The organism is Robinsoniella sp. RHS (genome assembly GCF_001029355.1).
Classification (GTDB): domain Bacteria; phylum Bacillota; class Clostridia; order Lachnospirales; family Lachnospiraceae; genus Robinsoniella; species Robinsoniella peoriensis.
Genome location: NZ_JNGB01000052.1, coordinates 1 through 14,668, shown reverse-complemented (window position 1 = coordinate 14,668; position 14,668 = coordinate 1). Strand labels below are relative to the sequence as shown.

The following is a 14,668-nucleotide window of genomic DNA, read 5'->3' as shown; positions in this document are numbered from 1 at the left end:
CTTTAAATTGAATTGTGAAATTTTTTGTCTAAAAGGAGGACAAAGATACGAATGAAACTAAAAAGTAAGAAGACCAAATTTTATATCTTTCTATTTATCGTTCCTGCATTAGTGATATACCTTCTGTTTCAGATTATTCCATTAATCGGAGCAGTGTATTTTTCCTTTATTGAATGGAGCGGAATTGCAGGATCAGAGCTGAAGTTCGTAGGATTCCAGAACTATGCAAATGCATTTAAGAATCCCGACTTTATATTAGCGTTGAAAAACATGTTAAAGATGGTAGTATTCAGTGTTATTTTCCATACACCAATCGCTCTTTTAATGGCTGTTGCAATTAACACGAAATGCAAAGGATACCGTGTGTTTAAGGCATTATTCTTTGTACCGACAGTATTTCCGTTAACTGCAGTAGGTCTGATGTGGTATTTTGTATTTATGCCAACAGGATCATTCAATGCATTATTAAAAGTAATCGGACTTTCCGATCTGGTTACCCCTTGGCTGGTTAACCCTGCATCTGCAATGAACGTAATCGTATTCGTTAATATCTGGGCGGGTGTTGGATATTTCATGGTAATTTTACTTGCAGGGCTGACTACAATACCGGAAGACCTGTATGAAGCGGCATCCATAGACGGTGCTACAAAAGTACAGCAGTTCTTTAAAATCACAGTACCAATGATGAAACCAACTATTTCTATGTGTATCTTACTGGATATCATCGGATCTGTAAAAGTATTCGACCTGGTATTTGCGATGACCGGCGGAGGACCAAACGGACTTACCAATCTGCCGACAACGCTTATGTACAACGAGGCATTCAAATACAGTCATTACGGACTTGGCAGTGCAATCGGTATTATCATACTGGTCATCTGTCTGGGTGGTACTTTAATCAGTAATAAACTTATGAGCAGCAAAGAGAACTAGGAGGTATACCATGAAAAACAAAGTGAAAAAAGAACGTAAAAAAATAACAGTGGGTACCGTGGTAATGTATTTATTCCTGATTGCGAATGCGGTAATGTTTGCAATGCCAATGGTTTTCACCTTGTTGTCTTCTGTAAAAACGAAAGTAGAAATCTTCTCCAAGCCGTTTGCGCTTCCGGAAGTATTTCAGTGGAAAAACTACGTAGATGCATGGAACGGTGCCAACATGGGCCAGTATTTCATGAACAGTATCATTCAGGCAGGTGCTACGGTTATCGTGTTAGCAATTGTGGCATCTATGGCAGCTTTTATGCTTTCCAGATTTGATTTCAAAATAAATGGATTTTTAAGTGTATTCTTTATGGTAGGTATGATGATACCGGTGCATACGGTCCTTGTTCCGGTTTCCTATATTATCGGAGCTTTAAATCTGAAAAATAATATACCGGCACTGATTATGATCTATGTTGCGTTCAACCTTCCATTCAGTATAATTGTAACTTCAAACTTTATGAAAGGGGTTAATAAATCCCTTGAAGAAGCAGCATTAATTGATGGTGCTACTTATTTCCAGATATACCGCAAAGTTATGCTTCCATTATCGGTACCGGCTTTGTCCACAATTTCCATTTTCAACTTCCTGGGTGCATGGAACAACATTTTATTCCCTCTGTTGTTCATCAATGATAAAAAATTAAAACCAATTGCCTTAGGGTTGCTGAACTTCAACGGAGAACGTGGAAGTGAACATGGTCTTTTAATGGCTGCAATTGTTATAACAGTAGTAGTACCGCTTGTATTATACCTGTTATTCCAGGAAAAAGTAGAGAGCGGTTTGTCAGCAGGAGCAGTAAAAGAATAAGAATTGATAATTGCTATTGGCTGAATAATCAGATATAATTTTAAATATATGCCCGGGCAGTTTTTTACAAACGAAATAAGGGCGGAAAACATCAGGAGGAATGGTACGTGGGAAATATCAGATACAGACAAATTCATTTAGACTTCCATACCAGTGAATATATACCAGAAGTAGGAAAAGACTTCAATAAAGAAGAATTTGCAGACACCTTAGTGAAAGCAAATGTAGATTCTATTACCTGTTTTGCAAGATGCCACCATGGATGGCTCTATTATCCATCTAAGAAATTTCCGGAATTAATCCATCCGGAACTTACGAACCACAACCTGTTATTAGAGCAGATTGAAGCCTGCCATGAAAAAGGCATCAAAGTACCGATCTATACAACTGCACAGTGGGATGGACGTATTATGAGAGAACATCCGGAATGGCTTGCTGTGGATGAGAATGGTGAATATATCGATACCCAGCACGTACCGGCACCTCATTTTTACCATACCATCTGCCTGAACAGCGGATATCGTGAATTCTTCAAGGAACATTTGGAAGATATGATTGATGTGGTAGGGGCAGATAATGTGGATGGTATCTTCATGGATATACTTTTCCAGGTTGATTGTAAATGTGAGCACTGTGTTAAGAAGATGGAAGAACTTCACGTAGATGTGGAAAGCAAGGCGATGCGCCTTCGTTATTCCATACATATGCTGGAAGAATTCAAGTCTGAAATTTCAGCATTCATCCGTGAAAGAGCGCCGAAAGCAAGTATATTTTATAACAGTTCCCATGTAGGTCCTGCTTATAAGGACAGTTTCAAGGACTACAGCCATTTAGAGCTGGAGTCATTGCCAAGCGGCGGGTGGGGATATGACCATTTCCCGGCAACCAGCCGATATGCAAGAAACCTTGGAAAAGAGATGATCGGAATGACCGGTAAATTTCATACTTACTGGGGAGATTTCCACTCTCTGAAAAACCGTGCGGCGCTGGAGTTAGAATGCTTTAGCATGCTGGCAATGGGCGCAGGCTGTTCTATAGGTGACCAGCTGCATCCAAATGGGAAATTATCCCCGGGTGCCTATGACCTGATCGGGCAGGTTTATGGCAGCGTTAAGGAAAAAGAACCATATTGCCGCAGTGCGTCATCCGTAGCAGAAATAGCAGTGCTTACACCGGAAGAGTTCTATCCGGAAGAAGAATACGATCTGGGAATTTCACCATCTCTGATTGGTACGGTACGTATGCTTCAGGAATTGTCCTACCAGTTTGACATCATTGACAGTCAGATGCCTATGGATCAGTATAAAGTTGTCATCTTACCGGATTGTATCTATTACAATGCGGATTTGGAAAAGGTGATGAAAGATTATATTGCAAAAGGCGGAAAAGTAATTGGTTCTTTTGATTCCTGTATTCCAAAGGATGGAAGTGAAAATATTTATGGTGTGAAATATTTAGGAGAATCTAAGTTTTACCGTGAATTTGTCATGCCGAATGAAGTAATTGGCAAAGATCTTCCAAAAGAAGAATTTGTTATGTATTTAAGAGGATTTGATGTGGAAGCGGCAGGAGCCGAAGTGTTAATGGATAAAATAGAACCTTATTTTGACCGTATTGGCAAGACTTTCTGTTCCCATCAGCATGCTCCGTCATCCGGAAAAGCAGGTTATCCGGCTGTGACGAGAAATGGAAATGCCATTTATTTTTCACATCCGATCTTCCATCTATATCGCAAGAATGCGGCAAGATGGTGCAAACTGATGGTGAAAGATGCGCTGGATTTATTATTAGAGAATAAGCTGGTAAACCATGATGGACCATCCACACTGATATCATCACTGAATCACCAGGAAGCAGAAAACCGTGATATTCTTCATTTATTACATTATATTACTGAAAAACGTTCCGAAGATATCTATACGGTAGAAGATATCATCCCGCTGTATATGATTACAATGAAGCTTTATGCAGGAGACAAAGAAGTTAAATCCGTGTCTCTGGTACCGGAGAACAATGCCATTTCCTTTAAACAGGAAGGACAGTATATTACTTTTACTTTGCAGGAAGTGAAAGGACATAACATGATTAGTATCCAGTATTAATCCAGTAGTCCATATAGCTTGAATCCTCAATAAACACTTGTCTATTTCCGAATATTATCAATTTTAATAAAACGGGAAAACACGATTAATATCAAAGAGCAGGATGCCAGGAGAGATCTCAAGCATCCTGCTCTTTATGGAGTCCTAAATAAAAACAGAGAAAGGAATGCCCGCCGTCAACAGTACGTCAGGTGAGGTGTGATTATGATAGAAGCAGTTGTGAACAGCAGCGAGACTTTTCAGGTGAATTTTATAAATAAAGAGGCATGGAGCCGCACGAAATGCCCGGAATATGTAAAAAGACTTTTCCAGGGTGAATATCTTCAATCCTGCTTTATGAAAAATTCAAATGAACGGATTGATTTATTCATCGGTTTAGGTGATAATGAGTGTAGCAGTAAGGAGATCAAAGAGGTTACAGCCAAGGCAGTAAAAGAGATGAAGCAGCACAATATCTATGAGTTTTCCATAGATGTATCGGACTTCATAGAAAAAAAGGGAACCTTTGCCGTTCGTGAAGCAGCGGAGGGAATCCTTATGGGAGCTTACGAAGGACCTTTTTTTGGAGAGAAAGAAAAGAAAGAATGGAAAGTATATTTAACCGGAATAGCACAAGCCGAGTTAGAGCCGGCAAAAAAAGAGCTTGAGGCAGGGATTCATATCGGGGAATCAGTAGTATGGGCAAGAGATATGGTTAACATGCCCGGCAATCATTTTAAGCCCTTGGATTTCGCTGCAGAGATCAGTAAAAAGATGGAAAGTAGTGGTGCTGTCTGCGAACTTATCAGCTATGAGCAATTGAAAAAGCTTGGAATGAAAGGTCTGCTGGCAGTTGGTGAGAGCAGCTCCAATGAACCCTGCTTTTTAATATTCCGATATCTTGCAGCTCCGGACAGTAAAGAAATAACTGCCCTGGTTGGAAAAGGAGTTACCTGTGATACGGGCGGATATTGCTTAAAGCCTGCTAATTCCATGCTTGGAATCAAAGGCGATATGGCAGGGGGCGCAGCCGTTGCAGGTGCGGTACTGGCGCTGGCAAAAAATAAGGTTAAAACAAATGTAATTGGTCTCATTCCAATGTGTGAGAACCGGATTGCTCCAGGAAGCCTTGTTCCGGGAGATGTGATATCTTCTTATGCTGGAAAGACAATAGAGATATGTAACACGGATGCAGAGGGGCGCCTGATATTGGCGGACGCGGTTGCCTATGCTGTGAAAAATGAAAATGTGACCCGGGTTTTAGATATTGCCACACTTACGGGAGCGGTTGTAAATATGTTTGGATTCTCTACAGCGGGAGTTGTATGTGATAACGATGACCTTTTCGCAGACTTTAAAGAGGCATATCAGATATCAGGAGAACGCTATTGGCGGCTGCCTGTCTATGAAGAGCAGGAACGAATGATTGAGAGTAAAATTGCAGATATCAAAAATATGGGAGAAAGCCATTGCGGTACCATTACGGCAGCGTTATTTATAAAAGCGTTCGCGGAGGAAAAACCGTGGATTCATCTGGATATCGCAGGTACTGCCTGGGTAGACAGCCCACTTTTTGAGTTTCAGTCAAAAGGTGCAACCGGTGCAGGAGTTACATCCCTTTATTATTTATTAGACAGAAAGGAAAATTAAAATGTTTTCAATAAAATGCGAAGAACGGATTGAAAAAGGATTTGCAGATGCAGCAGCGGCATATCCGGAGATTTATGGAAAAATCATTGAGAAGTTTAACGAATGCTCCGAACATGAGACAATTCTGATGAAATATTTATATGCAGCTATGCCCCTTAGTGATCTTGGAAATTACACTTTTGAGGACTTTTCAGATTATGCGAAACAGGGCGTGTTACTGTGGGAAAAGGGCCCGTTTGCCGGAAAAGTTCCAGAGGACATCTTCTTAAATTATGTAGTTTATCACCGTATAAATGAAGAGGATATTTCTCCTTGCAGAAGCTTTTTCTATTCACAGTTGTCTAAACGGATAGAGGGGAAAAGTATGGAGGAAGCGGCCCTGGAAGTAAATTACTGGTGTGCCGAAGAAGCTACATACCAGACTACGGATGACCGTACCGTATCACCTATGACTGTGTATAAAAGTGCGTTTGGCAGATGTGGGGAAGAATCTACATTTACCACAAGTGCACTGCGAAGTGTGGGGATTCCTGCGCGTCAGGTCTATGCTCCCAAATGGTCCCATTGTGATGATAATCATGCCTGGGTAGAAGTATGGTGCGATGGTGAATGGCATTTTATTGGTGCGTGTGAACCGGAAGAAATTCTGGACAAAGGCTGGTTTACCAATGCGTCATCCAGGGCCATGCTGATTCATTCCAGATGGTTTGATTTCATAGGGGCAGAGGAAGAAGTGATCCAGAAGGATGGCATGGTAACCGTGCTGGGTCAGCTTAAGCGTTATGCGCTCACAGAAAAACTGACGGTACACGTTACAGACCGTAATGGCAGGCCGGTGCCGGGAGCACTTGTAAAATTTGAGATTTTAAACTATTCCGAATTTGCTCCCATCGCTTCAATCGTAACAGATGAAAAGGGGCAGGCGGGATTTTGTACAGGACTTGGAAGCTGTCATCTGCATGTGATAAAAGATGGGGTATTTGCAGAGATCTTAGTGGATGTGGATAAAGAAAAGGAGTGTTCTGTATCTTTTGATGCTGTACTGGAAGAAGATCACCTTACAGATGTCAAAGCCGGATGCATGCCGCCGGTTATGGACGGCTGGCAGGATTTTGACGTGATTGCCCCTAAAGATGCCAGAATTAACACGAAGCAGCCGGCAAAAGAGCAAAAGGAAAGAGGAGAGGTACGTTTCGCAGAGGCCGCAGCCCTCAGACAGAAAAAGGCGGCATCCTTCTATCAGGCGGCAGAAGCAAATGAGATCAGCAGCTCATATGGAAGCGGGATTGATGAGATTCTAAAAGAAAGCAGGGGCAATTTTAAGGAAGTAGTAAAATTTTTGTCTGCTTCCGAAGAAATGGATCTTAGAAAAGAACTGCTCTACGTATTGACAAAAAAAGATTACCGTGATTTGAAAAGTGACGTACTGGAAGAGCATCTAAGAGAAAGCAAGGCTTATGCCGAACATGTACCCCATGACATTTTTGTTCGTTACATTTTAAACCCCAGAGTGCATATGGAACCCCTTACCAAATACCGTGAGTCCATCCTTGGATATTTTACAGAGGATCAAAAACAGGCATTTATTGCAGAACCATCCCGTATCTGGGATTATATTGAAGCAGCCGTTGGGGAAAAGAAAGACAGAGAATATGACAGCCTGACAACTTCACCGGTGGGATGTCTGATGCTGAAGACAGGCAGCACCCAGTCCAAAAAGATTCTTTTTGTTGCAGTCTGCCGTACACTGGGCATAGCGGCAAGGTTAAATCCTGCGGATCTTGCCATGGAGTATTATAAAGAAGGAGCATTCTGTCCCATCTTGGAAAATGCGAAAAAAGATTGTACACTCAGTCTGGCATCCGGCGACAGTACAAAATGGGTATATTTCCAGAACTGGACTCTTGCAGTATTAAAAAATGGTGATTATCAGACTTTGAACCTGGCGGCAGAAGTGTGGAAGGATGGTATGACCGTTCCATTAGAGACAGGAGTTTACCGCATTGTAACCTCAAACCGTCTGCCAAACGGAAATATTTTTGCAAAAACGTATTGTTTCTCATTGGACCAGGGAGAAAAGAAAGAATTAGTTCTTTCCCTGCGCGAGGCAAAATTATCCGATATGCTGGAAAATATCGAGATTAATGATTTTATACTTCACAGAAAAGACAGAAGCGAGATCATGGCTTCTGAAATCTTGCAGAATAAAAAGAACCTGATTATCTGGATGGAAGAGAGCAAAGAGCCTACCGAACATATTTTAAATGAATTATATGAACGGAAAGAGGAATTTAACAGCATTGACGGACAGATTATCTTTGTAGTAAAGGAAGAAAAATCACTGCAGGATCCTACCTTATCCAGAACGCTGGCATCTCTGAAGGATGTTCAGATTTATTATGACAGCTTTGCTGAAAATGTAAATACACTGGGAAGAAGGATGTATGTAGACCCGGATAAGTTACCGCTAATTATTGTGACAAATCCCGGCTTAAACGGAGTATATGCAACCAGCGGCTATAATGTTGGAACCGGAGACATGCTGCTTAGAATATTGAAATAGATATGAGGAAAGTCCGGTAATTAAAGATAGAACGGGGAACGGGCGTATTGCTGATGACAATACGCCCGTTTTTTCGTGTAATCCTATTGTTTTTTTGTATTTAAGCCTCGTCTTTCAGTGGTGAATAGCGGACCTTAAAGCGGATATCCTGGTTATAATCCCCGAAGGAGCTGCCAAATATAGTCATTCCGCCTACATGCCTGGCGGTATCCGGAACGCCCAGTCTGAACCGGATCATGTCCCGGTCGGTAAAAGCAAAATCATCAATCGTGACATCTGAGATTTTCAAATCATCCATAAAGGTGCCGTTTTTATTTATGATCAGGTTCTTTAAAAGGCCATATTGATTCCAATTCGGAAACCACCAGCCTGGCGTAAAATGACCCGGGCGGTCTGCATAGTCTCCAGGGCTGGTCCAATAACCCACAAAGGTTTCATTAATATAAAAATGAATATCGGATGGCCAGATACTGTTGCTTCCCGGGGCTTCGGAGCTGATTTCCAGAGAGATATCAATTTCATCAATTCGCTGTGACGCAGGCAGTACATTAGGCAGAATATATTCCACATAGCCTTTTCCGAGCCAGAGGATATCAGCGTCAAAACGCTGTTGATGAACGAAGAATCTGGGATCATCCACATCACCGATCAGAGAAGCAGGTGTGGAGATGCCGCAGGTGGGATAAATGGAAAAATCGGAATATTGCCCGACTTTCAATTCCGCAATAGATTCGTTCTGGATAACAGGTTCCTGAGTCAGAGAAAAAAGTATCTGTCCGATATGAGCAGAGCAGACCTTCTGATTGCCGTGTCCATCACCTTCGCTGGTTATTTTCACCAGACCGCAGTCTTCCAGCTTCTTAATATGGCTGGTCAGGGCACCGTTTGTGATATTTACCCGTCCGGCGAGTATGTTCATATTCATAGGGCCTTCATCCAACAACAGATTTAAAATAGAGATCCGGATATCGGAACCAAGGGCTTTAAAAAGCGGCAGGCCGCTGTCGATGTCTTTGAGATAACGCATAGGGTGTTCCTTTCGTAAAACCTTTTTGGTCGTATTGAGAATTATTATAGCGCTATTTGGAGGAAAATACAATAACGAATGCGGAAGCAGAAGGAACACACAACAAAATCAAAGAGTTTAAGATAAACTAAATTAATTTAAAAATAACTTGACAAGATATGGATTAAAATGTATAGTTTAGTTACGAAGCGAATAAAAAGTCATTAAAAATATACAAATTGCACAAAATACATATGATGAATATATACTAAATGCCGGCCGGCAGAAAATAGTTTTGATGATTGTTGAAGCAGTGCTGTGATGTGTGGGTTGATGACCTTTTTTGCTTGGTAAATGTAACCTTATGTGAGTTATTTTCTAAGTGAGTTTATTCAGGGAGGAACGAAAATGAGAAGAAAATTAATTAGTACTTTATTGTGTGTGTCTATGGCAGTTACTATGCTTACCGGGTGTGGAGGTAAGGAGAGCAGTTCGGCTTCGGGAACGGAAGGGACCAATACAAGCTCTAAGGAGGATGCTTCTTCTGAAAATGCGAATGGGGAGGAAGCAGATTCTGAGACAGAAGTTGTGACAACTACCGGCGATGCCAATGGAACGCATTTTGATATGTGGACATTTGTAGAGATGCATTCACAGTTTTATTCAAATATGGTGCAGAAGTGGAACGAAGAAAATCCGGATAAGACCATTGAAGTTACATTTACTACATATCCATTTGCAGATATGCATAATAAGCTTACCCTGGCATTACAGTCAGGCGAAGGTGCACCTGATTTATGCGATGTGGAAGTTGGACAATTCCCCAATTTTCTGCAGGGGGAAGTACAGTTTAAAGAACTGAATAGTTTTATGGAACCTTATACAAAAGATATCGTACAGTCACGTATTGACCTTTACAGTAAAGATGGGAAAAATTACGGAGTGCCTACCCATGTTGGGGCAACGGTAATGTTCTATAACACAAAGATCCTGGATCAGTATGGTATAGACTATACGCAGATTAAAACCTGGGATGATTACACACAGGCAGGGAAGAAGTTAGCAGAAGCGTCTGAAGGTAAAGTCAGGATGACATCTGTGGATACGGCAGGTACGGACTGGCTGTCCCTGTCTATGGCGGAATATGGCGAGGACTGGACAGATGAACAGGGCACAGCAGACGTAACCATTGATTCTGTGAACAAGATGCTTACCATGCAGCAGGACTGGCTGGATGAAGGAATTGCCATGGTATCGCCGGGCGGCCATGTAGATATGGAGGAAGGGTATGCCAATGTGGCAGATGGAAATATTGCTTCATTCCCAAAAGCAATGTGGTTTATGTCCAGATTCCTGAATTATATGCCGGAAATGACAGATACCTGGGCGATTGCACCCTGCCCGGTATATGAAGAAGGACAGAACAGATCTGTGGGCATCGGCGGAACAGGAACGGTTGTAACCAATCAGTGTGAAAGTGCAGACCTGGCAGCAGAATTTCTGGCATGGGCGAAATTGTCGGAAGAAGGAGAAAAGAAAATCTGGGAAGACCTGGGCTTTGATACCTGTAATACGAAAATATGGACAGATAAATCCATAACAGAAGATACATCAAATAAATATATTTCCTATTTCAAGACAAATCCATTTGATACTTTAAATGAGATTAAAGATGAGATCGGCATTGTAAAAGTAGTTACGATTACCCCGACTATTGGCGAAGTATTTAATAATACCACCTTAAATGCAATTTTAGAAGACCGGCAGGATGTTACAGAGGCGCTGCAGGAAGCGCAGGATAATGTTTCCCTGGAACAGTAATGAGTGCAGATGCTAAAATTGGTTAAAGGAGGGAAATACCGTGAGTAAATTGAAAAAAATATTTTATTCCCAGAAAATTGCACCTTATGTGTTTGTTCTTCCGTTTATTTTAAGCTTCCTGGTATTCTGGATCTATCCTTTGTTCAGTACGGTTAAGATGAGTTTCCAGTCGGTCCTGCCGGGGCAGGTGGAATGGATAGGGACAGCCAATTATACCAAGCTAATAAAAGATGCTGCATTTCATACGGCTGTCTGGAACAGCGCAAAATATACGCTGTTCACCATTGCATTACTGATCCCTTTTCCCATGCTGTATGCGGTAATGATGGACAGCCGCCTGACAAAAGCAAAGGGACTTTGGAAAGCAATTTTATATCTCCCGGCCCTTACCTCAGTAGTGGTAGCAGGTACTATCTTCCGGCTGATGTTCAGCGAATTGAATGGGTCCGCCATGAATCAGCTGATCGGACTGTTTGGAGCAGGCCCTCTGAAATGGCTGAAAGAATCCACAACAGGCATGTTGGCATTACTTGTGCTGGCATGCTGGAGATGGACCGGTGTGAATACACTGTATTTTATAGCAGGGCTTAAAAATATAGACACAGCTCTTTACGAGTCGGCAGATATCGATGGAGCAACAAAATGGCAGAAATTCCGTTTTGTAACGGTTCCGCTTTTGAAGCCCACCAGTATCTATGTATTGACAATCAGTATTTATGCAGGATTATCCATGTTCCTGGAAAGCTTTATGCTATGGAATGGGAATTCGTCACCCAAAAATATCGGACTTACGATTGTAGGGTACCTGTATCGGCGCGGTATTGAGAAGAACCAGCTGGGGTATGCATCTGCCGTAGGATTGGTGCTTCTTCTGATAGCCTTGATTATCAATATATTCCAACTGGTTATGAATGGGACTTTTAAAAAGGAGGAACGGTAAGATGGGTAAAAGAAAAGAGCGTTCATCCATGAGCAGAAACCAGAAGATCCTGGCAGCAGTCAATACCGGAATCTTTGCGATTGTAAGTTTAGTTGTAGTAGCCCCGCTGCTTATTTCGTTTATAGCATCATATCGTCCAGGTAAGGATCTGATAAGGTATGGAATGAGTCTGAATGTGGATTTTTCCGCCATGAGCCTGAATAATTACAAATACTTGTTTACCGGGAATCACAGTTATTTCTTATGGTTTAAAAACAGTATGGTGCTTACGGTTCTGACAGTTGTACTGACACTTCTGATCTGTTATTTTGTAGCATACGGGCTGACGATGTATCAGTATAAACTGCAGAATTTACTGTTTTTCCTGGTAATTGCAACAATGATGGTACCTTTTGAAATCCTGATGCTTCCGCTGTATCAGGAGATCATAGACCTGAAACTGATTAACAGCCGTGCGGGGGCGATTCTTCCGGGACTTTGTGCTGCGTCAACGATCTTCTTTTTCCGGCAGTACATGAGCGGGCTGCCGAAAGAACTGCTGGATGCAGGCAGAATAGACGGGGCAACGGAGTATGGAATCAGTATTAAAATAATGATGCCAATCACGAAGCCGGCTTTTGCGGCAATGTCAATATTATGCGCCATGGGTTCCTGGAATAACATGCTCTGGCCCCTGCTGGTATTTCGTGATGCTGATAAATTTACTTTGCCCATCGGTTTAAATACGCTTTTGACTCCTTATGGAAATAATTATGACCTGTTAATTGCAGGTTCTATGTTTTCTATTCTGCCAATATTTGTACTATTTTTATGTTTTCAAAGGTATTTTATTGATGGAATGACGGCGGGAGCAGTCAAAGGATAATGAAGCGGTGTGGGATAAATGAAAAAAATAATTTAAGAATTTTGGAGGAAAATTAAGATGGCAAGACTTTTCATTGATGCGCAGCAGAAAAAAAGTAAAATACATAAGGAAATTTACGGTCATTTTTCAGAACATTTGGGAAGGTGTATTTATGAGGGTCTCTATGTGGGAGAGGACTCACAGATACCCAATAGGAACGGAATGCGCAGCGATGTGGTAGAAGCGCTGAAAGATATGAAGATACCGGTCTTGCGCTGGCCGGGAGGCTGCTTTGCCGATGAATACCACTGGCAGGACGGTATTGGACCAAAGGAAAATAGAAAGAAAATGATCAATACACATTGGGGAGGCGTGGTAGAAGACAATAGCTTTGGAACCCATGAATTTATGGAACTGTGCCGCCAGTTGGGCTGTGAAGCGTATGTCAATGGAAATGTAGGAAGCGGTTCGGTAAGAGAAATGTCTGAATGGGTGGAATATCTCACCTTTGACGGTGTCTCACCAATGGCGGAACTCAGAAAAAAGAATGGAAGAGAAGAGTCCTGGGATGTAGAATTCTTCGGAGTAGGCAATGAAAACTGGGGCTGCGGAGGTAATATGACTCCGGAATATTATGCCAATGAATATAGAAGATATCAGACATACGTCCGGGATTACAAACAGGATAAGAAAATCTACAAGATTGCCTGCGGGCCAAACGTGGATGACTATGAATGGACGCAGGAAGTATTAAAAACCTGTTTCCGTCATTCCCAGCCTTTCCAGCATGGTTTTATGGACGGACTGTCCCTCCACTATTACACCCACCCTGAGGGATGGGAAGATAAGGGCAGTGCAACGGATTTCGATGAAAAGGCCTGGTATAAGACACTCTCTAAAACCCTTTATATGGAGACCCTGATCAAACGCCACAGTGCAATTATGGATCAATATGACCCGGATGAGAAGATCGGACTCATTGTAGATGAATGGGGAACCTGGTTCAATGCCATGCCGGGAACAAACCCAGGATTCCTCTATCAGCAGAACACCATGCGGGATGCTCTGGTAGCCGGTATTAATCTGAATATTTTCAACAAATATTCCAAACGTGTCCGTATGGCAAATATCGCCCAGTTAGTAAATGTACTGCAGTCTGTGATTTTAACCGAAGGACCACGTATGGTAAAGACACCTACCTACCATGTGTTCCATATGTATCAGTGCCATCAGGATGCAGTGCTTCTGGAAAGCCATATAGATACGGACCAGATCGGACTGGAAGAAGAGTTCCTGGTACCAAATCTTACAGAATCGGTATCGGAAGATAAGAATGGCAAGATGCATCTTACCATAACCAACTTATCCATAGAAGAAGCTTATCAGATTGATACCATCATCGCAGGGCGCAGCGTGGAAAAGGCAGTGGGCAAAATTCTGGTAAATGAGATGCATGCTATGAATACGTTTGATGAGCCGGAAACAGTTAAGGTTCAGAACTTTGATGATATTCAGATTACCGGTCAGGGCATATCTTTTGTAATCCCGCCGTGCAGCGTAGTTCATATTGAGGTGGAATAAATGAATCAAAGCCAGAGAGTATGTAAAAAATGCCTCTTGAAAGAAATGCCGGAGAGCGTTTATTATCAAAATCTCTATGATTACATCAGCCGGCTGGATGAAGATGTTAAAACAGAAGAAAATAAGTATCGGGAACGCCTTGATAAATGTAAAGCGTGTGACAGCCTGATAAATGGAATGTGCAGAATATGCGGATGTTTTGTGGAAATGAGAGCAGTCATTGAAAAAAATGGCTGCCCCCACACAACTCCAGAATGGTGACTAGGAGAAAAGGAGTAGGAAATGACTGGTAAAAAGTATGCAAAAATGGTAATAGACAAAGATTTTAAGATATCTAAGATTGATAAGCGGATTTATGGATCTTTTATAGAACACCTGGGGCGTGCC

At 41.9% G+C, this 14,668-nt stretch carries 11 protein-coding genes; 10 read left to right on the top strand and 1 reads right to left on the bottom strand.

The features are described from left to right. The first annotated feature begins 51 nt into the window (after positions 1-51). The 5 genes from RHS_RS18875 to RHS_RS18855 all read left to right on the top strand — a co-directional run bounded on the left by RHS_RS18875 (position 52) and on the right by RHS_RS18855 (position 8,089). The gene (locus RHS_RS18875; protein WP_044289315.1) at positions 52-933 is read left to right on the top strand and encodes a carbohydrate ABC transporter permease; all 882 of its coding nucleotides are present in this window, start codon (positions 52-54) and stop codon (positions 931-933) included. A 10-nt stretch (positions 934-943) separates the two neighbouring features. Then, positions 944-1,795, top strand: a complete 852-nt coding sequence (locus RHS_RS18870; RefSeq protein ID WP_044292913.1) for a carbohydrate ABC transporter permease — start codon at positions 944-946, stop codon at positions 1,793-1,795. 107 nt (positions 1,796-1,902) lie between these two features. Further along, entirely contained in the window at positions 1,903-3,897 is a 1,995-nt protein-coding gene (locus RHS_RS18865) for a beta-galactosidase trimerization domain-containing protein (RefSeq protein WP_047834048.1), read from the top strand. Between the two features lie 204 nt (positions 3,898-4,101). Next, positions 4,102-5,526, top strand: a complete 1,425-nt coding sequence (locus RHS_RS18860) for a M17 family metallopeptidase (protein ID WP_047834047.1) — start codon at positions 4,102-4,104, stop codon at positions 5,524-5,526. A gap of 1 nt (position 5,527) precedes the next feature. Beyond that, positions 5,528-8,089, top strand: coding sequence for a transglutaminase domain-containing protein (locus RHS_RS18855; RefSeq protein WP_047834046.1), 2,562 nt, complete (start codon positions 5,528-5,530; stop codon positions 8,087-8,089). A gap of 100 nt (positions 8,090-8,189) precedes the next feature. Here the strand turns inward: RHS_RS18855 and RHS_RS18850 are convergent, their stop codons facing one another. Beyond that, a complete protein-coding gene (locus RHS_RS18850; RefSeq protein ID WP_047834045.1) occupies positions 8,190-9,116 on the bottom strand; it encodes a transcriptional regulator in 927 nt (308 codons plus the stop codon). 387 nt (positions 9,117-9,503) lie between these two features. Here RHS_RS18850 and RHS_RS18845 point away from each other — a divergent pair, with 387 nt between their 5' ends. The 5 genes from RHS_RS18845 to RHS_RS18825 are packed head-to-tail and all read left to right on the top strand — an operon-like array spanning position 9,504 to position 14,542. Then, the gene (locus RHS_RS18845; RefSeq protein ID WP_047834044.1) at positions 9,504-10,916 is read left to right on the top strand and encodes an extracellular solute-binding protein; all 1,413 of its coding nucleotides are present in this window, start codon (positions 9,504-9,506) and stop codon (positions 10,914-10,916) included. A 40-nt stretch (positions 10,917-10,956) separates the two neighbouring features. Next, a complete protein-coding gene (locus tag RHS_RS18840; RefSeq protein ID WP_047834043.1) occupies positions 10,957-11,856 on the top strand; it encodes a carbohydrate ABC transporter permease in 900 nt (299 codons plus the stop codon). 1 nt (position 11,857) lies between these two features. Further along, positions 11,858-12,721 (top strand): carbohydrate ABC transporter permease, encoded by an 864-nt coding sequence (locus RHS_RS18835; protein WP_395022962.1) that lies wholly within the window; start codon positions 11,858-11,860, stop codon positions 12,719-12,721. A 57-nt stretch (positions 12,722-12,778) separates the two neighbouring features. Beyond that, entirely contained in the window at positions 12,779-14,281 is a 1,503-nt protein-coding gene (locus RHS_RS18830; protein ID WP_047834042.1) for an alpha-N-arabinofuranosidase, read from the top strand. Next, entirely contained in the window at positions 14,282-14,542 is a 261-nt protein-coding gene (locus RHS_RS18825) for a DUF6171 family protein (RefSeq protein WP_027293787.1), read from the top strand. It begins immediately after the preceding gene. Positions 14,543-14,668 lie beyond the last annotated feature (126 nt).